This is a genomic window from Streptomyces angustmyceticus (genome assembly GCF_019933235.1).
In the GTDB taxonomy this organism is placed as follows: domain Bacteria; phylum Actinomycetota; class Actinomycetes; order Streptomycetales; family Streptomycetaceae; genus Streptomyces; species Streptomyces angustmyceticus.
Genome location: NZ_CP082945.1, coordinates 3,029,189 through 3,052,795, shown reverse-complemented (window position 1 = coordinate 3,052,795; position 23,607 = coordinate 3,029,189). Strand labels below are relative to the sequence as shown.

25 protein-coding genes and 1 pseudogene are annotated in these 23,607 nt (G+C 69.7%); 9 read left to right on the top strand and 17 right to left on the bottom strand.

Going from position 1 to position 23,607, the window contains the following annotated elements; all coding sequences use genetic code 11:
* Positions 1-177: 177 nt before the first annotated feature.
* Together K7396_RS13640 and K7396_RS13635 are read left to right on the top strand one after the other, a co-directional pair.
* Complete coding sequence (locus K7396_RS13640; RefSeq protein WP_152104675.1) at positions 178-729, top strand: hypothetical protein; 552 nt, start codon at positions 178-180, stop codon at positions 727-729.
* Between the two features lie 222 nt (positions 730-951).
* On the top strand, positions 952-2,886 hold the full coding sequence (locus tag K7396_RS13635) for an alkaline phosphatase family protein (protein WP_152104674.1): 1,935 nt from the start codon (positions 952-954) through the stop codon (positions 2,884-2,886).
* A 25-nt stretch (positions 2,887-2,911) separates the two neighbouring features.
* Here the strand turns inward: K7396_RS13635 and K7396_RS13630 are convergent, their stop codons facing one another.
* The 6 genes from K7396_RS13630 to K7396_RS13605 form a co-directional block, all read right to left on the bottom strand.
* Positions 2,912-3,844: a phosphorothioated DNA-binding restriction endonuclease gene (locus K7396_RS13630; RefSeq protein WP_152104673.1), complete on the bottom strand. Its 933-nt coding sequence runs from the start codon at positions 3,842-3,844 to the stop codon at positions 2,912-2,914.
* 121 nt (positions 3,845-3,965) lie between these two features.
* On the bottom strand, positions 3,966-4,880 hold the full coding sequence (locus K7396_RS13625) for an alpha/beta fold hydrolase (protein ID WP_086720398.1): 915 nt from the start codon (positions 4,878-4,880) through the stop codon (positions 3,966-3,968).
* Positions 4,881-5,303: 423 nt separating this feature from the next.
* The gene (gene mgt / locus K7396_RS13620) at positions 5,304-6,533 is read right to left on the bottom strand and encodes a macrolide-inactivating glycosyltransferase (RefSeq protein ID WP_107421230.1); all 1,230 of its coding nucleotides are present in this window, start codon (positions 6,531-6,533) and stop codon (positions 5,304-5,306) included.
* 448 nt (positions 6,534-6,981) lie between these two features.
* Complete coding sequence (locus K7396_RS13615) at positions 6,982-7,629, bottom strand: hypothetical protein (protein ID WP_143589208.1); 648 nt, start codon at positions 7,627-7,629, stop codon at positions 6,982-6,984.
* Positions 7,630-7,945: 316 nt separating this feature from the next.
* Positions 7,946-8,152, bottom strand: a complete 207-nt coding sequence (locus tag K7396_RS13610) for a DUF397 domain-containing protein (protein WP_086720395.1) — start codon at positions 8,150-8,152, stop codon at positions 7,946-7,948.
* 102 nt (positions 8,153-8,254) lie between these two features.
* Entirely contained in the window at positions 8,255-8,833 is a 579-nt protein-coding gene (locus tag K7396_RS13605) for a hypothetical protein (protein WP_086720394.1), read from the bottom strand.
* A gap of 315 nt (positions 8,834-9,148) precedes the next feature.
* On the opposite strand from K7396_RS13605, the gene K7396_RS13600 reads away from it, so the two are divergent.
* Positions 9,149-9,550 (top strand): DUF5958 family protein, encoded by a 402-nt coding sequence (locus tag K7396_RS13600; RefSeq protein ID WP_167392817.1) that lies wholly within the window; start codon positions 9,149-9,151, stop codon positions 9,548-9,550.
* A gap of 120 nt (positions 9,551-9,670) precedes the next feature.
* On the opposite strand, the gene K7396_RS13595 is transcribed toward K7396_RS13600, so the two are convergent.
* The 6 genes and pseudogenes from K7396_RS13595 to K7396_RS13570 all read right to left on the bottom strand — a co-directional run bounded on the left by K7396_RS13595 (position 9,671) and on the right by K7396_RS13570 (position 14,127).
* Positions 9,671-10,087, bottom strand: coding sequence for a hypothetical protein (locus tag K7396_RS13595; RefSeq protein WP_174886940.1), 417 nt, complete (start codon positions 10,085-10,087; stop codon positions 9,671-9,673).
* 161 nt (positions 10,088-10,248) lie between these two features.
* Positions 10,249-10,362, bottom strand: a pseudogene (locus K7396_RS13590) (peptide-methionine (S)-S-oxide reductase MsrA); the annotation flags it as partial.
* A 27-nt stretch (positions 10,363-10,389) separates the two neighbouring features.
* Positions 10,390-11,598 carry a Shedu anti-phage system protein SduA domain-containing protein gene (locus K7396_RS13585; RefSeq protein ID WP_223659926.1) on the bottom strand — a complete coding sequence of 403 codons (1,209 nt, stop codon included), beginning with the start codon at positions 11,596-11,598 and terminating at the stop codon, positions 10,390-10,392.
* 92 nt (positions 11,599-11,690) lie between these two features.
* Entirely contained in the window at positions 11,691-12,029 is a 339-nt protein-coding gene (locus K7396_RS13580; protein WP_143589207.1) for a hypothetical protein, read from the bottom strand.
* Positions 12,022-12,696, bottom strand: a complete 675-nt coding sequence (gene msrA, locus K7396_RS13575) for a peptide-methionine (S)-S-oxide reductase MsrA (RefSeq protein ID WP_086720389.1) — start codon at positions 12,694-12,696, stop codon at positions 12,022-12,024. Before msrA ends, K7396_RS13580 begins: the two co-directional genes overlap by 8 nt.
* Before the next feature lie 270 nt (positions 12,697-12,966).
* A complete protein-coding gene (locus K7396_RS13570) occupies positions 12,967-14,127 on the bottom strand; it encodes a hypothetical protein (protein WP_086719207.1) in 1,161 nt (386 codons plus the stop codon).
* Between the two features lie 221 nt (positions 14,128-14,348).
* Here K7396_RS13570 and K7396_RS13565 point away from each other — a divergent pair, with 221 nt between their 5' ends.
* Entirely contained in the window at positions 14,349-15,509 is a 1,161-nt protein-coding gene (locus K7396_RS13565) for a cystathionine gamma-synthase (RefSeq protein ID WP_086721080.1), read from the top strand.
* A gap of 24 nt (positions 15,510-15,533) precedes the next feature.
* Here K7396_RS13565 and K7396_RS13560 read toward each other — a convergent pair whose 3' ends face one another.
* The 3 genes from K7396_RS13560 to K7396_RS13550 all read right to left on the bottom strand — a co-directional run bounded on the left by K7396_RS13560 (position 15,534) and on the right by K7396_RS13550 (position 17,131).
* Positions 15,534-15,785 carry a hypothetical protein gene (locus K7396_RS13560; RefSeq protein WP_152104672.1) on the bottom strand — a complete coding sequence of 84 codons (252 nt, stop codon included), beginning with the start codon at positions 15,783-15,785 and terminating at the stop codon, positions 15,534-15,536.
* A complete protein-coding gene (locus K7396_RS13555) occupies positions 15,782-16,360 on the bottom strand; it encodes a sigma factor-like helix-turn-helix DNA-binding protein (RefSeq protein ID WP_152104671.1) in 579 nt (192 codons plus the stop codon). The genes K7396_RS13560 and K7396_RS13555 overlap by 4 nt, the downstream gene beginning before the upstream one ends.
* A 270-nt stretch (positions 16,361-16,630) precedes the next feature.
* Positions 16,631-17,131 (bottom strand): MarR family winged helix-turn-helix transcriptional regulator, encoded by a 501-nt coding sequence (locus tag K7396_RS13550; protein ID WP_086717335.1) that lies wholly within the window; start codon positions 17,129-17,131, stop codon positions 16,631-16,633.
* Between the two features lie 217 nt (positions 17,132-17,348).
* Between K7396_RS13550 and ilvA the strand changes: the two genes are divergently transcribed.
* The 3 genes from ilvA to K7396_RS13535 all read left to right on the top strand — a co-directional run bounded on the left by ilvA (position 17,349) and on the right by K7396_RS13535 (position 20,911).
* Positions 17,349-18,620, top strand: coding sequence for a threonine ammonia-lyase (gene ilvA / locus K7396_RS13545; RefSeq protein ID WP_086717336.1), 1,272 nt, complete (start codon positions 17,349-17,351; stop codon positions 18,618-18,620).
* 321 nt (positions 18,621-18,941) lie between these two features.
* Positions 18,942-20,036: an ATP-binding cassette domain-containing protein gene (locus tag K7396_RS13540; RefSeq protein WP_086717337.1), complete on the top strand. Its 1,095-nt coding sequence runs from the start codon at positions 18,942-18,944 to the stop codon at positions 20,034-20,036.
* Positions 20,037-20,095: 59 nt separating this feature from the next.
* Positions 20,096-20,911, top strand: a complete 816-nt coding sequence (locus K7396_RS13535) for an ABC transporter permease (protein ID WP_373866937.1) — start codon at positions 20,096-20,098, stop codon at positions 20,909-20,911.
* Positions 20,912-21,076: 165 nt separating this feature from the next.
* Here the strand turns inward: K7396_RS13535 and greA are convergent, their stop codons facing one another.
* Entirely contained in the window at positions 21,077-21,574 is a 498-nt protein-coding gene (greA, locus tag K7396_RS13530; RefSeq protein ID WP_086717338.1) for a transcription elongation factor GreA, read from the bottom strand.
* A gap of 301 nt (positions 21,575-21,875) precedes the next feature.
* Entirely contained in the window at positions 21,876-22,286 is a 411-nt protein-coding gene (locus K7396_RS13525; protein WP_086717339.1) for a DUF4307 domain-containing protein, read from the bottom strand.
* A 131-nt stretch (positions 22,287-22,417) separates the two neighbouring features.
* On the opposite strand from K7396_RS13525, the gene mca reads away from it, so the two are divergent.
* Both mca and K7396_RS13515 read left to right on the top strand, forming a co-directional pair.
* A complete protein-coding gene (mca, locus tag K7396_RS13520) occupies positions 22,418-23,290 on the top strand; it encodes a mycothiol conjugate amidase Mca (protein WP_086717340.1) in 873 nt (290 codons plus the stop codon).
* A 4-nt stretch (positions 23,291-23,294) separates the two neighbouring features.
* A complete protein-coding gene (locus tag K7396_RS13515; protein ID WP_086717341.1) occupies positions 23,295-23,546 on the top strand; it encodes an RAMP4 family protein in 252 nt (83 codons plus the stop codon).
* Positions 23,547-23,607: the final 61 nt, after the last annotated feature.

Sequence of the window (23,607 nt, the reverse complement as noted above, 5' to 3'; positions counted from 1 at the left end):
ATCACCCTCCCTCCCCACCGGCGCCGCGCTGTCCACCGACCGGTGGACAGCCGGATCCACCGGTCGGTCGTCCCGCGGCAACACCCCCGCGCCATAACGTCGTTGACGAACACCTCGCGGCATCGCAAAAAGCCCCGGAAAAAGAATTCCCAGCACCGCAGAAAGGCCCCGAATTCCATGGACCACCTGAGTCAGTTCGCCACTGCACTCATCGCCAGTGCCACCATCCTCACCATCATCCTGGCGACCGATCTGGGCCGTCGCCGCCTCACCAACATGCGCATGCTGCGTTCCGTGATCGCGGTCGCCATCATCATCGCGATCTTTGTGCACTCCTTCCCGACCTCGGGAAACGCGCCCTCGTTCCAGCTCATCGGCCTCGGCGTGGGCGTCATCTGCGGCCTGATCGCCGGCGTACTGCTGCCCGCCCACCGCGGCCCCGACGGCCAGATCTACACCCTCGGCGGATGGGGATACGCCCTCGTCTGGATCGTCCTCTCCTCCGCCCGCGTCCTTTTCGCCTACGGTGCCGAGCACTGGTTCACCCAAGGGCTGATCCGCTTCAGCATCGAAAACGAACTCAGCGGACCCGACGTCTATGCAAATGCCTTTGTCTTCATGTCCCTTGCCATGGTCCTCACCCGCACCGCGGTCCTGGTGACCAAGCGCCGCCGCATCCGCCGTGCGGCCGCAGCGCCGGCGGGCACGGAACAGCCGGCCGCCGTCTGAGACCCACGCGGGGGAGAGGGAGGGGCGAGGCGGGGCGGGCCGGTCGGGGGGCCGGTCCGCCCCAGTGCACGGACTACTCGCCGTGGCAGACGAGCGTTTCGCGAAACACGAGCTTTCCGTTGAACGCAAGCCACAAGTCGGCCGTACAGATATCGACGGCGCCGACCTCCCGAGTCCGGTCCGCCGCGCCACCACCGGGCCTCGCACGGAAGGACCTTCGGGTTGTCGCACTTCACGCGCCCTCACCAGCTGCCCCAGCAGCAGGCACCCGAGATCGAGAGCCTGCCACCGGACGGTCCCGCGGAGGACCTCCCGGCCGGGCCCACGGACGCCACCGCCGTGCCCACGGCCGGGCCCGCAGACGGGCCCACGGCCGGCCTCCCGCCCGGCGACGATCTCACCGACGCCCCCACCGACGCCCCAGCCGACGAGCAGCCCCATGCCCCCGCCGACGCTGAAGCGCATCCCCCCGCCCCCGACGCCCCCGACGCCCCGTCCACCGGCTGGCGCGACCGCCACCCCGTCGCGGCGCGGGCGGCGGCCTGGACCACCACCGTCCTGGCCGGCGCGCTCGTCCTCGTCACCCTCCTCCTGCCGAACGACGCCCAACGCCTCACGGCCGCCGAGTTCGTCCGTATCCCGGTGGAGGGGATAGCCGGCGCCGCCCTGCTGCTCCTCCTGCCGCCCACGGCGCGACGGGTGGCCGCGGTGCTCGGCGGAGTGGCGCTCGGCGTCCTGACCGCCCTGGACCTCCTCGACATCGGCTTCAACGAGGTGCTCGGCCGGGGCTTCAACGTCGTCTTCGACTGGGTCCTGCTCGGCGACGGCGCGTCCTTCCTCCAGGACTCCATAGGCCGTGCGGGCACCATAGGCGTCGAGATCGCGGCCGCCCTCCTCGTCGTCGCCCTGCTGGTCCTCCCCGCCCTGGCGCTCGTCCGGCTCAGCAACCTCATGGCCCGCCACGCCGCGCGGGCGGCCGGCACCACCCTCGTCCTCGGCACCGCCTGGGTCCTCGCCTCGGCCCTCGGCCTGCAGATCGCCGGCGCGCCGCTCGCCTCCCGCAGCACCTCCGACCTCGTCCAGGCCCGGATGGACGGCGTGAGCGCGACCCTGAAGGACGAGCGGGCGTTCGCCAAGGAAGCCGCGAGCGACCCCTACCACCACACCCCGGGAAACCGGCTGCTGACCGGACTGCGCGGCAAGGACGTCATCTTCACCTTCATCGAGAGCTACGGCCGCAGCGCGGTCCAGGACCGGCTGATGGCACCGGGCGTCGACGCGGTGCTGGCGAAGGGCACCGAGCAGCTGCGCAAGGCCGGCTACGCGTCCCGCAGCGGCTGGCTCACCTCGGCGACGTACGGCGGCAGCAGCTGGCTGGGCCACTCCACTTTCCTGTCCGGCCTGTGGATCGACAACCAGCAGCGCTACCGCACCGTGACCGCGGGCGACCACCTGACCCTCACCGGCGCCTTCAAGCGCACCGGCGCCTGGCGCACCGTCGGCATCATGCCCGGCGTCACCAAGGGCTGGCCGGAGGCCACGTACTACGGCCTCGACCACGTCTACGACTCCAGGGAACTCGGCTACAAGGGCCCCAAGTTCAGCTGGTCGACCATGCCCGACCAGTACAGCCTCGCCGCCTTCGAGCGCCTGGAGCACGGCAGGCCGCACGACAAGCCGCTGATGTCGGAGATCATCCTGACCTCCAGCCACAACCCCTGGGCGCCCCTCCCCAAGCCCCTCCCCTGGAACAAGGTCGGCGACGGCTCCGTCTACCGCTCCATCGAGAAGGCCGGCAAGAACCCCGTGGACGTGTGGCAGCAGACGGACCAGGTGCGCACCGAGTACGGCAAGTCCATCCAGTACTCCCTGAAGAGCCTCATCTCGTACGTCGAGAAGTACGGCAACAAGAACACCGTGCTCGTCTTCCTCGGCGACCACCAGCCCGTCGCCAAGGTCTCCGGCGACCACGCCAGCAGGGACGTCCCGGTCGCGATCGTCGCCCACGACCCCGACGTCCTCAAGCGCATCTCCGACTGGCACTGGGCCCCCGGCCTCAACCCCGGCCATCAGGCCCCGGTCTGGCGGATGGACTCCTTCCGCGACCGCTTCCTCACGGCCTTCGGCTCCCACCCCGGGCCGGGATCCCCCCGGTAGCCGCCGCGCGCTCCCACGCGCTCGGTCAGGGCGTGCCGCTCCGCTGTACGGGTGCGGCACGCCCCTCCGCCATCCGGGGCTCGCCACGGAACACCTGCGCCGTGTGCCAGGTGATGTGCGCCGGGGCGACCCGCGCACTGCCGTGCTGCGGCCCGGTCAGCTCCCGGCCGGTGAGGTCGAGCACCTGCCGCCGGGCCGCCGGACTCCGGCCGACGAACTCCCGGGACACCGTGATCCGCCGGCCGGGGTCCAGGCCCAGCACCCCCCGGTCGAACAGCTTGTGGTGCAGGGAGCACAGGCACAGGCAGTTGGCGAGATCGTCCGGCCCCTGGAAGGCCCACCACCGCACATGGGCCGCCTCCAGCCCGACCGGCACCCGGCCGATCGCCCCGTCGAAGCCGCAGAAGGCGCACCGGTACTCGTACGCGACCAGCACGTCCCTGCGCAGCTCGGCGGCCCGCCGCCGGCGCGACGCCGGCCCGGCCGCGCCCCTCGCGCCGTCCACGGTCTCCAGGTCGAGCCCGACGGCAGCCGTGAGGTCAGGGTGGACCGACGGCGGGAAGTGCCGGTCCAGCAGCATCTGCGCCAACTGCCCGAGCAGCTCCGGATCGTGCGAGAGCGCGGCCCGCAGCCCGCCGGCCAACTGCCCCCGCGCCCCGCTCTCCCGCAGCACCCGGACCCCCGTGCCCGGACTGCCCGCCCCGCTGTCGGTACGCACCTCCCACACCCCGTCGCTGACGAGATGGTGGAACGGGTACGAGGGCGACGTCCGGCGCGTCGGACCGTAGTCCTCCAGCAGCTCGCTCAGCTCGTGCTCGATCTCCGAGTAGCGCATCGACCCGAGCGGATCCCGCTGGAACGACCCCAACGCGTAGAGCATCAGCAGCGGCTTGTGCGGCGCCCGCACCCCGTTCTGCGCCCACTGCCGAAGATTCCCCACCCGCTCCACCCAGTCCATGACAAGCGACTCTAGGCGCCGGTGCGGCTGCGGGAATCCTGCCCCCGTTCCGCGGGGAGGCCCGCCCCGTTCCGCGGGAAGCGCGCCCCGTTCCGCAGGAAACCTGCCCCCGTTCCGTGGGTTAGGGCGAAGACGAAGGCGTGCCCGCCGCCCGCCGACGGGCCTCGTCGACCACCCCACGCACCGCATCGATCACCAACTGCGGCTGATTGTTGTGGATGTTGTGATCACTCCGCGTCCTGGTGAGGTGCCGCGCACCGGGGAACTGCCGCGCCATGTCCCGCTGCGAGGCGAGTTGCGCCCGCCAGAAGACCTGCGGGAAATCCTTCGGCGCGCCGGCCGGCAGCCGGGCCCGGAACGCGTCGGCGTCGAATTCGTCCCCGGTCAGCACCACCACCGGAACCCTCGGCACCGGCGGAGCGGCACGCACCTGCTCGAAGACAACCGCCGGATTCTGCCGCTCGACGTCCTTCCACTGGGCGATGCGCTTCTTGTCGTCGTTACGGATCGTCGCCAGGAAAACGGCGAACTGCTCCGGCGTGAGCCGCGATTGCAGGAATTCCGACTCCGCGTCCACGAGAACGAGCCCCGCCACGGCATGCGGATACTCACCGGCGTAGATCCGGGCGATGGGCCCGCCCGCCGACCACCCCGCGAGCACATAGGGGCCGGGCACCTTCGCCGCTTTCAGCAACGTGTGCAGATCCGCGGCGTCACCGCGTGCCGTCGTGGGCTGCGCGACCTTCGACGACGTGGTGAGTTCCCCGCCCTCCCGCGCCGTTCCCGGCCGGTCGTAGGAACAGACCCTGGTGAACCGTCCCACCCCGGGATATACGGCAGAACTGCTCGCCTTCATCCTGCCGCCGGGACCGGTCACAGCACTCCAGGTATCCGCCGCCGCGATCAGCCCCGGCACCAGAACAACCGTCGGAGACCCGCTGCCCTGACACTCCAGATACATCGTGCGCCCGTGCCCGATATCGACCAGCCGCCCGAAAGCCGTCGAATCATCCGGCGTCGCCCTGGCCGACCGCACCTCACTCCTCGGCGGTCCACTACACGCCGCAACGGCCACGGCCGGCACGACCAGCACCCCGGCCCACCCGAGAACCGCCCTCCGCACACCACGAACACCGCGGCGGACCATGCCGGCTCGACTCATGCGCACTCCGTCGTCATGCCGCGCCGGTCCGTCGGAGGAATTCCGGACAGGGAATCCGCCGGTACCCACGCAGCGCCCCGGGCGGCCAATGCGCCCCCCGGGAGGAAACCGAAACCGAACCGGCGCCGACCGGGAAAGAACACCATCGACCGAGGAACAGCACCACGGGAAACGTATGCGATATACCGGACAGGACGCCGACAACGCCGCCTTCCTCGGCGAGTCTCTCCAGACAATGGGCCGGGGCATCACCGAACAAATGGGCCGGGGGCCTCACCGAACAAGGGGCCGGGGGCCTCACCGAGCGGGCGGTTCCCCCTCACCGGGCAGCTCCGCCTCGATCAGATCGGCCGCGCGCCGGGTGCCGCCCTCCGCGGCCATCTCCCGCTGGATGGCCGCGAGACGGCGCCGCACCTCCGGGTCGTCGACGAGCGCGAGCACCGCCGCGCGGAGAGCGGCCGCGTCCGCCTCCTCCATCGGAACGTGCCGGGCGACACCGAGCCCCTGGAGCACGTCCGCGTTGCCGAACTGGTCGGCGGCCTGCGGGACGGCCACCATCGGCGTGGCCGTGGCCAGCCCCTCCTGACTGCCACCCGCACCGGCGTGCGTGATGAACGCATCCGCCTTCTTCAGAACCGCCAACTGCGGTACCCAGTCGCGCACTTCCACATTCCCTGGGATCTCCCCGAGGTCGTCGGCGGTGACATGCTTGCCCACCTGGAGCACGACATGCCAGCCCGGCAGGTCGCCGAACGCCTTGAGGCACTCGCGGTAGAACCCGGGCTGCTTGGTGAACGACGAGCCGAGCGAGACCAGCAGCACCCGCTCGGCGCCCGCGGGCCGCTCCCAGTCGCCCTGCGCGGCCCGGTCGCCCTGGCAGGCGCCGACGAAGGAGTGCACCGTCTCGTCGACCCGGTCGGCGTTCGGCTGCAGCGCCCTCGGGATGAGCACGATCGAACGGGCGGGGCGCCCGAGGAACGGGTCGGGATGCTGAGTGATCCCGTTCCCGGCAAGCCAGTCGGTGAACTTCTCGTAGTACGCCCTGCCGCGCTCGCTCGCCTTGGCCTCCGCCCACATCGGCTCGGCGACCTCCTCCTCGTACCCCTCCCACGCGACGAGGTTCGGCGAGAGGGAGATCGCCGGCACACCCCAGCGGTGAGCGAGGACCCGCGCCGGGTACGCGGTGATGTCGTGCAGCACCAGATCCGGCTCATCCCCTTCATAAGCCTCGATGAGCTGCGGCAACACCTGGATCGCGTCGTCCAGGAAGGGCTCGACGTTGTCGAGGAGCGTGGTCCCCCACGCCGACGGGTCGTCCTCGGGCGACGGCAACGTCGTCCGGTACGGCACCGGCTCCACACCGGTCTCGGCCACCTTCTCCGCAAACACCTCCGGGATCGCATACGTGACGCGATGCCCACGCGCCACAAGCTCCCGCATCACTTCAAGACTCGGATTCACATGCCCATGCGCAGCAATGGAGAACATGGCGATATGCGCCCGCCCCCGACAGTCCGGTTTCGTCATGCCCACAAGCTAGACGAGACGTACCGTTTCGTTCAATGGATTTGAGGTCGCGGCTTCAGCGAGTTCAACAGCGGCCCAGGGCCATGCCGGTCAACGAGCCCCCTGTGCTCCCGACGTGAGCAGGCCGGGATCCGGGGTCCCGGGACGCTCACCACCTGGCCTTTGTGACCGGAGAGAAACCTCCGGTCACAGCCGGAGCCCCGAGGGCGACCTTGTCGTCCGTGAACAGCCCTGAGCAGAAGGGACGGACCTGGCGTCGCAGGATCAGCATGTTGAGCTTCTGCCAACGATGCTGGCGGATGTGGCGACTCAGGAGGAGCCCGGTTGCGTTGTTACGGCAACCATCCTCCCGCCCTCTGATGAGGGTGTTGCATGCCACTGGCGTCTTGAAAGAGGGTGAGACCAGGACGAGGTTGGCCGCGCAGCGCCAATCGCCGGGCCCGCTACCTCAGCCTTTCAGTGCGGCAAATGCCGCCACGGCAGACAGCAGTGCCGCGATCAGCGATCCCATTGCTATCTTGTTCGCGAGGGAGGAATCTTCCCACCAGGAATGCGTCTTGATGTCAGATGTGAGACTCAATTTCGGCGACCGGATTTCGGACAGTATTGTTTTCACGTATGTGGTGATGTACACAACAACCGCAGCGATGACGGTGGTTTGCAGGTCACTGAATTGAAACCTTCTATCAGTGATGATTGCGGATGAGAGCCAGGTGCCGAGTACCAGTAGCGAAATCTTGGCGCTGCGAGTGACCTGCTTCCACGTTTCGTCTGAAGTCACGGTGGTGAAACGGCATCCCCCTGCCGCCTCAAGAACCGTCAGAATTTGGGTGGCGTGACCGTGTGCCCAGCTTGGGACGGGGCTGCTGATGTACACGGATGCATGGGTCGGGCTGATGGAAATTTTAATTTCTGAAGTTTCGTCAGAAATGCGAAAGTCTATATCGCTGCAATCGTCCGGATTTTTCTCGGCGGGTGGTTGGGAGATGTTTCGTGTCACTTCATCGAGACTGTGACCTCCGAACTCTGCGTCGTCGACACTTGCTCTGATTTCGACGGCGGCTTCGTTCATCTCTGCTGTGGCGATGGCTAACATTCTCTCGAGGGCGGGGCGGCCGAGTCTTGCGCCCCTGACGTGATATCGAATGTTCGTCTGGTGTGGCATGTTCCAGCCCCTCTCGTTTATTGCCGCAGCCTATCCGGCCATCCCGTGTGCCGATCGACTATTCCCGTAGAGGGCCACGCGTCGTGCCCGCTGGGGTGCAGATGGGGCACGTAAGGGGAGTCGCGATCGAATGTGCCTCCCGTCCTGGCCGGGGGCGTGATGCCAGGCGAACCCCACTCGCCCGGACTTCTGTCGTGATCCGAGGGAAGGCTGATTCACGCCCATCGGTCTGGGGCGATGGTGCCGATCATGTTGAGCTGGTCCGGTCCAGGTGTTCGATGGCGTCGATGAATCTGGACCATGCGCTCGGTGGCACCACGATCGGCGGACCCGCCTGGATCTTGCTGTCTCGTACCCAGACAGAGGGCAAGGGGTAGGCGCACGTGGCGACTTCGATGCAGTCGAGCCCAGCCGAATCGCAGTAGCTGGACCTGATCCATTGGCGTGTGTTCATTGGCTCTCCGTCAACTATGGACTTGGTACCGCCGTAAGGACGGCGGGTTTATGCCCCGAATCTGATCACCTGCGGAGTGAGGCGCTATGGGACTGGAACGGGTCACGTCGCGCCATAGCCGTCAGGCCTGCGGATCGGCAGCTCGGTGATACCGAGATCCCGCCGCATCGTCTGCCTCACTTCGTACAGGCTCTCCGATGCGCGTTCCAACCGCTCCTTGATGTCGCTCAGCGGTTCGTCGGTAGTTGCCTCCTGCTCATGCTGAGAGAGCAGGACATGGATGCGATGGAGCTGATGCACGAGGTTGCCGCCACTGGTCAGCACATCGTCAGGAACCGTCATCTGTGCTTCTGCGTATACCTCGCGCAGATTTCGTCGAGACTCCTCGCGTGCCTGTGTCTGCTGGGCACTGGCGTGTCCTGCCTCAAGTACGAGGAAGTGGCGTGACAGCGCCTGGTGAAAATGCCGCAAGTGCTGGTTGAGCGCCGCGTAAGAGGCCCTCCGTTCGTTGAGGGCCTCACGACGCTCCTCCGCCAATCGCTCTTCGCACCGCTGCTGTTCCTCGTGACCGAGTTCCATCGATTTGGAGCGCAGGGTGCTGCGATGCGCCAAGACACCGGACAAGAGAGTGCCGGCGACTCCGACCACAGCGACGATCAGTGCACTTGTGGAAGGGCTCATGGGTACGAATGTAGCTTGGATGCGGCTGCCCGTGGCTTGTTCCTCTGCCGGGCGATGCCGTTGCGTCGCCTCGCTGCTTGGTTGATCCGCGGGGACGCTGAGGCATGGTGGAGGTGAGCTGGTGCGTCGCCAGAGGAGACTCGGCACCTCGCAGGATCACTCAGCGAAGTAGTGGCGGGAAGCCCCCCCCGGAGACCGTCAGGCTTCGCATCGCGGTCCTGGAGGAATTCGTCATTGCTGAGGTGTTAGGACTGGCCCTGCTTGAATTGCAGGAGCGGGGAGTTGACGGCTGCCTGGCCGGAAGGGGACGGGGGCGTGCACGAGCGTGCGGTAGTCGTTAACGAGCTTGCCCAAGGGCTTCGTTCTATGGCGGAGGGCATGGCATGGTTCGCCGGTAGTCCGGAGGCCGAGCAACGTCTGGTTGTCAGGGAGCTGGGGCTTTTCTGCATCCAGGCACGTGCGACGGAGGAAGACGTCCAGGAGGCCATCGCGCGCTCCGGCATACGCCCGACGTACACACCGGCTGTGATGCTGACCCGATGGCGGCTCCACATGTCCGCACTTCCGCCATACGACCTTCCCAGGGCGTTTCGGCTGTTGATCGCGCTGCTGGCCACCGCCGACACCCGCCGACGTGAGCGCTACTGCGCCGGAGGGTGCGGGCACGAGTGGCATCAACTGGCGCGCAGTACAGGCGCGGGACCGCAGGCTACCTGATCAGCCTTCGGCCGGCGCCACGCCGAGGGGGGGAGCGGGCAGGCCCCCGTCCCAGCGAGCCTGTGGTGCCATGTGACCCGCTGTGCAGCGCCAGTTGTTGTTGGGCGGCCACAAGAGTGGTCAGTTGAGAGCCACGCCGGGGATGAAGGCCACGAGGCCGGAGAGAAAGCTGCCGATCGCAGCCAGCGTCACGAGGGTGGCCTTGCCGTCCGTGAACAGCCCTGAGCAGAAGGTGCGGACCTGGCGCCGAAGGATCAGCATCTTGAGTTTCTGCCAACGATGCTGGCGGATGTGGCAGCCCATAAGGAGTCCGGTTGCGTTGTTACGGCAACCATCTTCCCGCCCTCTGATGGGGGCGCCGCATGTCACTGGCGCTTGGAAGAGAGACCAGATCAGGACCAGAGCTGACAGGGTGGCAACAATCGCCGGCCCCGCTGCCTTGTTGATCCACGCGGCGATCAGCAATGCCGCTGCGATGATGCCCCACCATTGCCCCAAGCCGCCGAGCCGACCGCTTCTCGCCCCCGAAGTCACCATGTCTCCATGGTGACGAGACGTGCGCGACCTCGTGGCTCGTCCTGGCTTCCTGACCGAAAAGGGCCTGAAGGCGGCCGGTGATTGATTCGGACAACCGTCTGTGGCCAGGGCGGGCAGCCACGGCCACAGAGGTGACTGGAGCACTGGGGGCGGTCGGGCAGCTACTTGTCCCCTTCCGGTGCCGGAGCCACCCCCACCGGGCAGCTGACGCCCGTGCCGCCGATGCCGCAGTAGCCCGTCGGGTTCTTGTCCAGGTACTGCTGGTGCTCCCGCTCTAGGGAGCATTCAGAGGTCAACATGCCCTACTGCCAGCCGCTCAGTGCACGCTCTGCGTTATCTACCAACTCCTTGTAGGTCACGACCTCGACGCGGCTCATGTGAGTGTTGAGCGTGCGCAGGGCTTCATTGATGTCTTCCTCGGCTACGTCCGGCTGTACGGATGGGTGTCCGATCAGTACGAGGGCGCTTGCCCGGCGAGTTTCGATGCCCAGTTCGTCTCGAATCCGGAGCCGATGTTCGTCCAAGCCCACGAGGTAGTTCACCGCTTGGCTCACCGCGTCGTGTACTTCAGCCGTCGGTACCCAACATCCTCGGTGTCTTTTGACGAGGGAACCGTGGAGGCTCATGGAGCGCTTCAACTCGACAATGTGTAGTGCACCGTCCCCACGTATCAGTGGGATGTCGACCTCGTCGCCCGGAACCAGTCTGCGCTGCACTGCTTGGCTTACGAACTGTCCGCCGAAGATCCAGTGCTGACCGTCCAGGGCGCGCTGTAGATCCCTCTCGCTCGCTTCGGGGTCTTCTGCCGTCTTGCGTAGTACCTTGAGGCCTCGCCGGCGCCGCTGGACCGCTGCGGCTCGTAGAAGCAGTTGCCCTTCCCTGTCCGCTGCCAAAATTGCGAGCGAGTCAGGGGACATAACGATGCGGCGAGCAGTGCGTTCCGGATCTTCCACGTCGACCCGCTCGTGGAAAACTTGCTCAAGCCACGCGGCTACCTCGGCACTGCCGCGAAGGATCCGATAGCGACCAGGCCGCTCTTGCGACTGCTGCATGTACCGGGCGTCCCGGCCGACGGAGTCCACATGAGCAAGTACCTCGCTCGGGTTCGCCTCGGGATGCTGATCCAGGTAGTCGTTGGCGAGTTGCGCGAAGAAGTTCAAACTCGCGGAGAGCGTCCGTGCTAAGTAGTCCTGGTGAGAACTCAATGGCGCTGTTGTTCGCTGAAACAGCTGGTACCGCTCCTCGAAGTCCGGCCGGAGGATTCGTCCCTCGGCATAGTCCAGCGAGTCTTGCACCAGTCGCACGACCTGCCACTCATCCGCCGTTCCTGCGGTTGAACGCACTTTCTCCAGCAGAGTGATGAGTGTTCTGCCGCCCCTGCGGTGACCGCTCCGGCCACCGGCCATGTGTTTGAACACCGCTCCGAGGGTGTCTTTGACCCGGGGATCCACCGCACGCGCGGCGACGTGCTGCAACTGCAACTGCAACGCAAAGTCAGACCTCACATTCACGGGCATGAGTGTGACGCGTGGTACTGACAATGGGCTGCGTGCTGAGCGAACCGAGTCGTTGACGTCGTCGGGCCCGGTCGCCGGGGAGGGGCTCAGCGTTCGACGAAGCGTGGTTCCGGCCAGTTGGTGATCGGTTCGCTGGAGGCCGAGTAGATCTCCAGGAGCGAGAGGTATCCGTCCTTCGTGAACACCATGACGCCGGCATCTTCCGGGACGACGTACCAGGCATCCGCCGCCGGGTTGCCGTGAGCCGGAGCCGGCGGCACCTGGTTGCGTTCTACCGTGAGATCGACTGTCACGCAGCCGCAGCCGCACCTGCCCGTCACGCGCGTGTACGGCATCTGTGCGCGCAAAGCCCCGCTGACTGGATGTGCACCGGTCAGCAGGGCTTGAAGCGTGATCGTGACCTCGTCGGAGAGGGGCTCAGCCATCTGTCTTCGCGACACCGACCGGGCAGGACACGCCCGTCCCACCGATCCCGCAGTACCCGTTCGGGTTTTTGCTGCTTGAAAGGTACTGCTGGTGGTAGCCCTCTGCCGGGTAGAAGGGGCGGGTGGGGGCGGCGGGGAGGATTTCGGTGGTGATGTCGGTGTAGCCGGCGTTGCGGAGGGTGGTGCGATAGGCGTCGCGGGAGGCTTCGGCGGTCTGTTGCTGGGCGGGGGAGTGGGTGTAGATGGCGGAGCGGTACTGGGTGCCGACGTCGTTGCCCTGGCGGAAGCCCTGGGTGGGGTCGTGGGACTCCCAGAAGAGCTTCAGCAGCTGGTCGTAGGAGACGGTCTTGGGGTCGTAGACGACGCGGACGGCCTCGGTGTGGCCGGTGTGGCCGCTGCAGACCTCTTCGTAGGTGGGGTTCGGGGTGTGGCCGCCCTGGTAGCCGACGAGGGTGGTCCAGACGCCCTTGGTCTGCCAGAACTTCCGCTCGGCGCCCCAGAAGCAGCCCAGGCCGAAGTCGGCGATCTCCAGGCCGTCCGGGTACGGGCCGAGCAGGGGGTTGCCGAGGACGGTGTGCCGGTCGGGGACGCTGAAGGCCCGCTCGGGGCGCCCTTCGAGCGCTTCGTCCGGCGTGGGGAGGTGGTTCTTGAAGCGGGAGAAGAGCATGGGATCAGGCTCCTGGGCTGGGGCTGACGCTCGGGCTGGGCTCGGTGGTCCGGGCTGCGGGGCTGCTGGTCGTGGGCTGCTGGTCGCGGGTGGTGGGGTGACGGTCGGCCTGGCACTGGCGGGAACGCTGTGGGGGTGGGGGGTATTCCGATGCCGCCGCCCGGCCCTGCCCTGCCCGGCCCTGCATGGCCCCGCCCCGGCTACGCCCCCCCGGCTAGGCCCGCCCGGCAACGCCCGGCTCCGCCTCTGCCCGGTCACGCCCGGCCCCGGCTACGCCCCCGCCGGCGGATACCCCGCCCCGTTGCCGCCCAGCTGTTCCCAGCCGGCGATGGCCAGGGCGCGGTAGGCGGCGTACTCGGCGGCGGGGCTGTGGCCGTAGGACCAGGGGACGGCGCCGACGTGGCCGTCGACGAGGCGGAGCTGTTCCATGGCCTCGGGCCAGCGCTCGGCGCGGACCAGGAACCAGACCAGGAGGTGGCGGACGTGCGGGGCCATGGGGTGGTCGTCGGGGGCCTCGCGAAGGGCGAAGTGGGCGCCCTCGATGGCGCGCTCGACGACCGCGCTCTGGAAGAGGCTGCGGACCATGTTGGCCTCGGGGAGGTGCTCGTACACCGCGAAGAGCGGGAGGGCCGGGAGGAGGGTGCCCGCGGGGGCGGCGGCCGCAGTGCGCTCGGCGAAGGACTCGGCCTCCTTGCGTGAGCCGTGCCACTTCTGCGACCAGTACGGGAGGGCGGCGAGGTGGGCGCCCATGTGCTGCGGGGCGCGCCGGGCGACCTCGGACCAGAGCTCTTCGTAGTCGGCGGGGCGGTCGTGCAGGCCGCGGGCGACCGCCAGCTCCGTGATGTACGGGATGGGGCTGCCGGGGGCCAGCAGCGCCGCCTCGCGGCAGACCGTTCGGGCCTCTTCGAGGATCATGCGGAAGTCCGGCGAGCCCGGGTCGCGCAGCGCCTGGACGACCAGGAACTGGGCGTGGGTCTGGGCGCCGCCGGGGTCCTTGGGGGCCTCCGCGCGCCAGGTGCGCAGCCAGATGCCGCCGGTGCGCCCGCCGTCGCCGTACCCCGGTGGGGTGCCGCGCCGCTGCTGCTCCGTCGCCTCCTCCGCGGCCAGCTCGAACGCGGCGGCGCCGGCCAGGGTCTGCACCCGCTGCCAGCGGCGCTCCCAATCGTCACCGGTGGCCTTCAATAGCGCGGCGGCCGGGCGCCAGTCGTGGGTGCGGCGCATCTCGGCCAGCGCGTCCGCCAGTTCCCGGTCAGGGCCGGGCAGCCGTACGTCGAGTTCCTCCAGCGGGACGAAGCCGTAGCCGGCCATCGGGTCGGAGGCCACCACCAGGCCCTGCCGGGTGTGCTGCACGGCCCGCCGGCGCCGCATCCAGGGCAGGAAGACGAAGCCGCCGAGCGCGAGCGCGGCGAGGAGAACCAGCAGAGCATCCATGGGGGGTGTGTCCTGTACCTGTCTCGGCGGGCGGAGGCGGCGGCCACCGGCGGGGCGGTGCGGCCCGGGGGTGCGACGGGAGCGGTGGGGGTGGTGAGGCGACGGCGGGCGGGCGGGGTGGCGCGGAGGGGGCCGGTGTGCGGTCCCCCACATGTATCCACTATCCAGCCAACCAGAAAGTTCCGAAAAGTTCGGTCGCGGGGCCGACTACCCTCGGCGACATGAGCGATCAGCGCGAACCACGCCACCAGCATTTCGAAACCGTTGCCATCCACGCAGGTCAGGAGCCCGACGAGGCGACCGGCGCGGTGGTACCGCCCATCTACCAGGTATCCACGTACAAGCAGGACGGGGTCGGCGGGCTCCGTGGCGGCTACGAGTACAGCCGCAGCGCCAACCCGACCCGTACCGCCCTGGAGGAGAACCTCGCGGCCCTCGACGGCGGCCGCCGCGGCCTCGCCTTCGCCTCCGGCCTCGCCGCCGAGGACTGCCTGCTGCGCACCCTGCTCGTGCCCGGCGACCACGTCGTCATCCCCAACGACGCCTACGGCGGCACCTTCCGTCTCATCTCGAAGGTCGTCGAGCGCTGGGGCGTCGAGTGGTCGGTGGCCGACACCTCCGACCCGAAGGCCGTGCGCGACGCCCTGCGGCCCCGTACGAAGGCGATCTGGGTGGAGACGCCCAGCAACCCGCTGCTCGGCATCAGCGACATCTCGGCGCTGGCCGCGGTCGCCCACGACGCCGGGATCAAGCTCGTCGTCGACAACACCTTCGCCAGCCCCTACCTCCAGCAGCCGCTCGCCCTGGGCGCGGACGTGGTGGTCTACTCCACGACCAAGTACATGGGCGGCCACTCGGACGTGGTCGGCGGCGCGCTCGTCGTCAACGACGACGCCCTCGGCGAGGAGCTGGCCTACCACCAGAACGCGATGGGCGCGGTCGCCGGACCCTTCGACGCCTGGCTCGTGATGCGCGGCATCAAGACGCTGGCCGTCCGCATGGACCGGCACAGCGCCAACGCGGCACGCGTCGCGGACCTGCTCGCCTCCCACAAGAAGGTGACCCGCGTCTTCTACCCGGGTCTGGCCGAGCACCCGGGCCACGAGATCGCCGCCAAGCAGATGCGGTCCTTCGGCGGCATGGTGTCGTTCCAGGTCGCGGGCGGCGAGCAGGCGGCGGTGGAGGTCTGCAACCGGGCCAAGCTGTTCACCCTCGGCGAGTCGCTGGGCGGCGTCGAGTCGCTGATCGAGCACCCGGGTCTGATGACGCACGCCTCGACGGCCGGTTCGCTGCTGGAGGTCCCCAACGACCTCGTGCGCCTCTCGGTCGGTATCGAGTCGGTCGACGACCTGCTGGCCGACCTCACGCAGGCGTTGGGCTGACGCACCACGCTCCGGCCCGGCCCTTCACCACCCCTCCGCGGGAGGGGTGGTGCGGGCTGGCGGGGCCGGTCCGCCGTGGGCCAGGACCGCCCAGGCCAGGGCCGCCAGCGCCAGCAGCGCGCAGAGCCGGCCGAGGCGGCGCAGCAGCCTGCGCCGTGCCAGGAGGCGGCGGCCGCGGGCGAGGGCCCGGTCGGCGAGGTCGGGCGGCACGAGCGGATGCGGCCCGGACAGCATCCGCCGCACCTCGGCCTCCTTGCGGTCGGGGAGGCCGCTCATGGGGCCGGGGATGTCGGGGCGGAGTGCGGGGGCGGGCCGGGTTCCGGTGCCGCCGGGGGTTCTTGGGGCGGGCCGGATTGCCGTGCCGCCGAGGGGTGCTGCGGCCCGCCCGGGCGGCGTGACGGCGCCGGCCGGGGGCGGTGGCTGCGCAGCTCCGCGACCGCGTGCAGACACAGGGCGTGCACCCGCTCGGCGGGGAGCCCGAGTTGGGCCGCGGTCTGTTCCTCGGGCATGCCCTCGTACAGCCGCAGGACGAGGACCAGACGCTCCCGGGGCGACAGCCGGTCCAGGGGGCCGCCGCGTGGCCGGCGGTGCCGCCGGGCGGTGTGCGCGAAGCGGAGGGCCATCTCCCGGCGGGCCCGCTCGTACGGATCGTCGCCGCGCAGCCGGTCCCAGGCGGCGTACGTGCGCGAGAGCGCGCAGGTCAGCAACTCCTCGGCGGCCGGGGCGGGCCGGGAGACGGGCTCGCCGGTCAGCAGCGCGGCGGTGTGCAGCAGCCGGCCCGCGGCGCCCGCCACGAACAGCGTGAACTCCCGGGCGCGGCGGCTCTCCTGCGCCGGTCGCGGCTCTCGCACCGTGCCTCCCGGATGACGTACACCCGCCCCTGGGCTCCTATGGCACGGCAGGGCGGCCGTGCGGTCAAGAGGCGTGACGGGGGCGGCAGTCCGCGGGCCGGCGGGTGGTCACGGTGCGGCGGGCGCGGCAGGCCGCGCGGACGCGCGGGCCGCGGGCGGGCGGTCGGGGCGCGGCGGTCGGGGGGCGGCTCTCACTCCTGGCGGTCATCCCGGGGGGGGGACCCCGGCGGTCGCCCCCGGGTGTTCACGGCCCGGCGGGGTGCCCGGTCGTCAGGACGTCGGGCCCATCGGCGTCAAGGACGCGGTGATGTCGGAGAGGGAGGCGTTGAAGCGCGTCAGGAGCGTGGTGAACGCCGTGCGCTCCTCCTCGCTCCACTGCTCCGTCACCAGGGCCATCAGCGCACGGCGGGACGTGCGCACCTCCTCCAGGCGGGTGCGGCCGCGCTCGGACAGCTGGAGCACCACGGCCCGGCCGTCCTCCGGGTGGGTGGCGCGGCTGACCAGTCCGGAGTCGACCAGCGGGGCGACCTGCCGGGTGACCGTCGAGGAGTCGATGCCCATGCCGGCGGCCAGGGCCTTGACGCCCATCGGGCCCTCCTGGTCGAGGCGGTTGAGCAGCAGGTAGGCGGCGCGGTCCATGGAGTTGCGCGCCTGCCCGACGCCGCCGAGCCGGCTCTGTTCTGCGCGGCGGGCGAAGACGGCCACTTGGTGCTGCAGCGCGTCGAGGAGAGCGGAGTCGGTGTGGGTCGTCATGTCCGAAGAGGTGGGCATGGCCGGGAGCTCGCTTCGATGGAAGTGCGTATGGATGGGAGGACAGCGTACGCGGACCGGGCGCGGGGCGTACCTGGGCTGTCCATTCCGATAACGCCCCGTAACACCCCCGCGGACGCGCGGCGCGCCGGGCCGGGGACACCCCGCGCCCGCGGCGCGCCTGATCACCATTTGGGCAGAAAAGGCTCCACCGCGGGTGAACTGCAAGACTGGCGACATGGCCGACCACACGCCGCGTACGACGCCCGGGTCCTCCGTATCCGCGCACCCCGCCGAGGACCCGATGACGGCGATTACGGTCGATGACGTACGCGCGGCGCACAAGATGCTCTCCGGCGTCTCCCGGGCCACCACCATGGAGGGCAGCCGCTACCTGTCCGGGCTCGTCGGCTCGCCCGTCCACCTCAAGTGCGAGAACCTCCAGCGCACCGGCTCCTTCAAGATCCGCGGCGCCTACGTCCGCATCGCCGGGCTCTCGGCGCAGGAGCGGACGGCCGGTGTGGTGGCCGCCAGCGCCGGCAACCACGCCCAGGGCGTGGCGCTCGCGGCGTCCCTGCTGGGGGTGCGCTCGACGGTGTTCATGCCGGTCGGCGCCCCGTTGCCGAAGGTCGCCGCCACCCGCGAATACGGCGCCGAGGTGCGGCTGCACGGCCAGGTCGTGGACGAGACGCTGGCCGCCGCCCAGGAGTACGCGCGCGAGACCGGCGCGGTCTTCATCCACCCCTTCGACCACCCCGACATCATCGCCGGCCAGGGCACCGTCGGCCTGGAGATCCTCGAACAGTGCCCCGAGGTGCGGACCATCGTCGTCGGGATCGGCGGCGGCGGGCTCGCGGCCGGGGTCGCGCTCGCGGTCAAGGCGCTGCGGCCGGACGTGAAGGTCGTCGGGGTGCAGGCGGCGGGGGCGGCCTGCTATCCGCCGTCGCTGGCGGCCGGTCGCCCGGTGGCGATCGAGGGGCTGTCGACGATGGCGGACGGCATCAAGGTGGGGCGCCCCGGCGAGGTGACGTTCGCGATGGTCGAGCGGCTGGTGGACGAGGTCCGCACGGTCACCGAGGCCCAGCTCTCCAGCGCGCTGCTGCTGTGCCTGGAGCGGGCGAAGCAGGTGGTGGAGCCGGCCGGGGCGAGCCCGGTGGCGGCGCTGCTCGCCGATCCGGAGTCCTTCGAGGGGCCGGTGGTGGCGGTGCTGTCCGGCGGCAACGTCGACCCGCTGCTGCTCCAGCGCATCCTGCGGCACGGCATGGCCGCCGGCGGGCGCTACCTCTCGCTGCGGCTGCGGCTGACGGACCGGCCGGGGGCGCTGGCGACGCTGCTCGGGGTGCTGTCGGCGGCCGACGCGAACGTGCTCGACGTCGGCCATGTGCGCACCGATCCCAGCCTCGGGCTGACCGAGGTCGAGGTGGAGCTGCATCTGGAGACGCAGGGTCCTGCGCACTGCGACGAGTTGCGCGCGGCGCTGCACGCGGCCGGGTACGTCGTCGCGGACTGAGCGCGCCGGGTACGACCGAGGGGGCGGCCGCCGTACGGGGATCCCGTACGAGGGACTGCCATAAAAGGGATGGGTCGCGGGGGCGTCGCGGGTATAGCGTGGCGCCCTCCCCACACGCGTCGACGAACGCGCGTTCCCCTGCCCCGCGTGCGCGGAAAATCGAAATTCGTATCGCGATGTATCGCGTTTGGGCCTAGCATCGTGGTTACGGGGGGCCGGGGAGTCGTGGCGCTCCGTTGCGGACATATGCCGCAGAGCAGGCATAGGTCGCCACTCGTAATATTCGACCTGGAACTTCACCCAAGCCATGGGAGTACCCACATGCCAGGCGCCATTTACGCCGAAGGTCTGGTGAAGACGTTCGGCGACGTGAGGGCACTGGACGGCGTCGACCTCGACGTTCCCAAAGGAACCGTCCTCGGAATGCTCGGCCCCAACGGTGCCGGCAAGACCACCGCGGTACGCGTCCTCACGACCCTGCTCCAGCCCGACCGCGGGACGGCGCGGGTCGCCGGGATCGACGTCCTCGCGCAACCCGACAAGGTCCGGCGCTCGATAGGTCTGTCCGGCCAATTCGCCGCCGTGGACGAGTACTTGACCGGCCGCGAGAACCTGACGATGGTCGGCCAGCTCTACCAGATGAGCGGCCGCGACGCGAAGCGGCGGGCCGCCGAACTCCTGGAGCGCTTCCACCTCGGCGACGCGGCCGACCGCCCCGCCAAGACCTACTCCGGCGGTATGCGCCGCCGTCTCGACCTGGCGGCCGCACTGGTCGTCAGCCCGCCCGTGATGTTCATGGACGAGCCGACCACCGGCCTGGACCCCCGTAACCGCCAAGCCCTCTGGGACGTCATCCAGGAACTGGTCGCGGGCGGCACGACCCTGCTGCTCACCACGCAGTACCTGGAGGAGGCCGACCGCCTGGCGCACGACATCTGCGTCGTCGACCACGGCAAGGTCATCGCCCGCGGCACCTCCGACCAGCTCAAGGCCCGCACCGGCGGGGAGCGCGTCGAGGTCGTGGTGCACGCCGCCGAGCACCTCACCGTCGCCGACGAGGTCCTGCGCGGCTTCGGCAAGGGCGAGGGCACCGTCGAACCGCACACCCGCAAGCTCACGGTCCCCGTGTCGGGCGGCGCCAAGCTGCTCGCCGAGGTCATCCGCGAACTGGACGCGCGCGGGGTGGAGATCGACGACATCGGGCTGCGCCGCCCGACCCTCGACGATGTGTTCATCTCGCTGACCGGGCACGCCGCGGAGGCGGAGGAGAACGGCACGGGCGGCAAGGGCGCCGTCGGGCGGCAGAAGAAGGGCGCCAGGGGCGCCGGGACCACGGGTCCGGGCGGGCCGGGGGCGGTGGCCGACGCGGTCGGCGCGGACGCCGGCGCGACGGCCGACAAGGAGGGCGTGAAGTGACCACGGTGACCGAAACGGCCGGCAACGCCCCGCTCCGTACGCCGCCGTCCCGCGGCACGCTGAGCAGATCCGTACGCGACTCCCTGGTCGTGGCGAAGCGCAATCTGATCAGGATGCTCCGGATCCCCGAAGTGGTGATCTTCGGGCTCATTCAGCCGATCATGTTCGTGGTGCTGTTCACCTACGTCTTCGGCGGCTCCATCAACGTCCCCGGCGCCCCGGTGGGCGACGCCCAGGCGTACCGCGAGTTCCTGATGGCCGGGATCTTCGCGCAGACCGTCACCTTCGCCACGGCGGGCGCCGGCGCGGGGATCGCCGACGACATGCACAAGGGCCTCATCGACCGGTTCCGGTCGCTGCCGATGTCCCGCGGGGCGGTGCTCACCGGCCGCACCCTCGCCGACCTCGTGCAGACGGCGCTGACGCTGGTGGTGCTGGCGGTCGTCGCGCTGCTGATCGGCTGGCGGGCGCACGAGAGCCTCGTCGAGGTGCTGGCCGGGTTCGCGCTGCTGCTCCTGCTGGGCTACGCCTTCTCCTGGATCGGCGCGCTCATCGGGCTGACGGTGCGGACGCCCGAGGCGGCCACCTCCGGCGGGCTGATCTGGCTCTTCCCGCTGACCTTCATCTCGAACGCGTTCGTCCCGGTCAACGGCATGCCGACGTTCCTGCAGCACGTCGCGGAGTGGAACCCGTTCAGCGCGACGGTGGCCGCGGCCCGGCAGCTGTTCGGCAACACCATCGGCACGATGCCCAAGTCGGTGACCGGGGCCTGGCCGATGGAGCATCCGGTGCTGGCCTCGGCGATCTGGTCCGTCCTGATCATCGCGGTCTTCCGGACGCTGGCGGTCCGCAAGTACCGGTCGGCCACGGCCTGAGGAGGCGGGCGGCCCGGGGCGGGCCCGAGGGGGTCCGCCCCGGTGAAGCTCCCGGGGCGCCGCTCGCCGGACGCCGCAGGACCCCGCCGACAACGCCGCGGACAAGGGAAGCGGCCCGGAGCATCGTGCTCCGGGCCGCTTCGCCGTGCTGGGGTGCCTCGGGAGTCAGCCGGTGTACGGCTTCGCGTCGAGGATCTTCACGGCCGCCTTCTTGCCGTTGGGGAGCTCGTACTCCGCCTCGGCGCCGACCTTCTTGCCGTTCACGCCGGTGCCCAGCGGCGACTGGGGGGAGTAGGTCTCGATGTCCGAGCTCGCGTACTCCCGGGACGCCAGGAGGAACGTCAGCGTGTCGTCCGGGTCCCCGTCGAACGCGATGGTGACGACCATGCCGGGTGCGACGACGCCGGTGGCGGCAGGCGCTTCGCCGACCTTGGCCGTCTGCAGCAGCTGGGTGAGCTGGCGGACACGCAGTTCCTGCTTGCCCTGCTCTTCCTTGGCCGCGTGGTACCCGGCGTTCTCCTTCAGGTCACCTTCCTCGCGGGCCGCCGCGATCTTCTCGGTGATCTCGGCGCGTGCGGGACCAGACAGGTGCTCCAGCTCTGCCTTGAGCTGGTCATACGCCTCCTGGGTAAGCCAGGTGACGTTTTCGCTGGTCTGGGTCACAGGTGCTCCTCGTCGGTACTGGGGATAAATCAAACGCCCTACCAGGAAGGTTTGCGCCTTCACAGGTGGGCGAAACCACGAGCCTAACAATTCCGGCACAAAACGGGGAAGAGGAAATTCACAGCGGCCGCACAGCACCGCATCATCGCTGATCAGAGGCGGTCACGACACGCCCCGCCGGTGAGCGGTGCCCTGGCGCGCGGTGGTGCGGGCGGTGCGGAGGGCGAGCCGGGCGCGGTACGGGCCGCACGGGGGCGGTCCGCGGCGGTGCGCCGGCGCCGCCCCGCGCCGAACGCGCAGGTCAGCCGTTGCCCGAGGCCCGGCAGCCGACGAGGACGGCATTGGTGGCCCGCTTCGTCGTCCGCAGGGTGACCTCGGTGTCCACCTGGCCCGAGCGCTGGTCGACGGTGACGTCCTTGCGGCCGACCTCGGAACCGTCCTCGGCCTGTGAGCGCAGCGTGCACACGCCCTTGTCGTCCGCGTCCTTGACCACTTCGAGGTGGACCTTGACCGCGTGATCGGAGACCGCGTCCCAGGCGATCACCCGGGCACTGAGCTCCTGCCCCGAGATGTACGAGATGCCGGACCAGCCGATGACGCCCAGCAGGGCGGCGCCGAGCACCGCGCCGATGATCTTGAGCTTGCGGTCCGCGCGCTGGTCCGCGGAGCGGCCGTAGCGTCCGTCGGGGAGCCCCTCGCGCACCGCGGTCATGATCCATCCTCCTGGGTACCGGGACCTGAGCTGCGAACCCCCGGGGGGTCCCCGCCCCAGGGAATACAGCGCCCCCTCGCTTCGGTCACTATAGGAGGCATCTTCTCCGGCCCTTCACTGAGGATCGAGTCTTGACTGAGCAGCTGCGATTGATGGCGGTCCACGCCCACCCCGACGACGAGTCGAGCAAGGGTGCGGCCACCATGGCCAAGTACGTGTCCGAGGGGGTGGACGTGCTGGTCGCCACCTGCACAGGCGGTGAGCGAGGTTCCATCCTCAACCCCAAGCTCCAGGGAGACCCGTACATCGAGGAGCACATCCACGAGGTGCGGAAGAAGGAGATGGACGAGGCCCGGGAGATCCTGGGCGTCAGGCAGGAGTGGCTCGGCTTCGTCGACTCCGGGCTGCCCGAGGGCGACCCGCTGCCGCCGCTGCCCGACGGCTGCTTCGCGCTGCAGGACGTCGACGAGGCGGCCGGACGGCTGGTCAAGCTGATCCGCGACTTCAAGCCGCAGGTCATCACGACCTACGACGAGAACGGCGGCTATCCGCACCCGGACCACATCATGACCCACAAGATCACGATGGTGGCCTTCGAAGCGGCCGGCGACCCGGAGAAGTACCCGGAGGCCGGCGAGCCTTGGCAGCCCCAGAAGCTCTACTACAACCAGGGCTTCAACCGGCCGCGCACCGTCGCGCTGCACGAGGCGCTGCTGGAGCGCGGCATGGAGTCGCCCTACGGCGAGTGGCTGGAGCGCTGGAAGCAGTTCGAGCGGCGGGAGCGCACGCTGACCACGTACGTGCCGTGCGCCGACTTCTTCGAGATCCGCGACAAGGCGCTGATCGCCCACGCCACCCAGATCGACCCCGACGGCGGCTGGTTCCGGGTGCCGATGGACCTCCAGCGCGAGGTCTGGCCGACGGAGGAGTACGAGCTCGCGAAGTCGCGCGTGGACACTTCCCTCCCCGAGGACGACCTCTTCGCGGGCATCCGCAACAATTGAGCCCATGATGAGCGCGACCAGCACCCTCGCCCTGACGCACTTCGTCACCCTTGCCGACAGCTTCGACAAGGACAAGGTGACCCCCGGCGTCCTCGGCTTCATCGTCTTCGCGGTCATCGGCGGCGCCGTGTGGCTGCTGATGAAGTCCATGAACAAGCAGATGAAGAAGGTGGACTTCGAGGAGCAGCCGGAGGACGGCGACGCGGGCAGCACCGCCGCCGCCTCCGCGAAGGCGCCCGAGCCGAAGACCAGCTGACCCACGGCTGAGGAGCGCCTGAGGACCGGCCGCGGGCAGGTCCGGCCGGTCCCCTCGGACC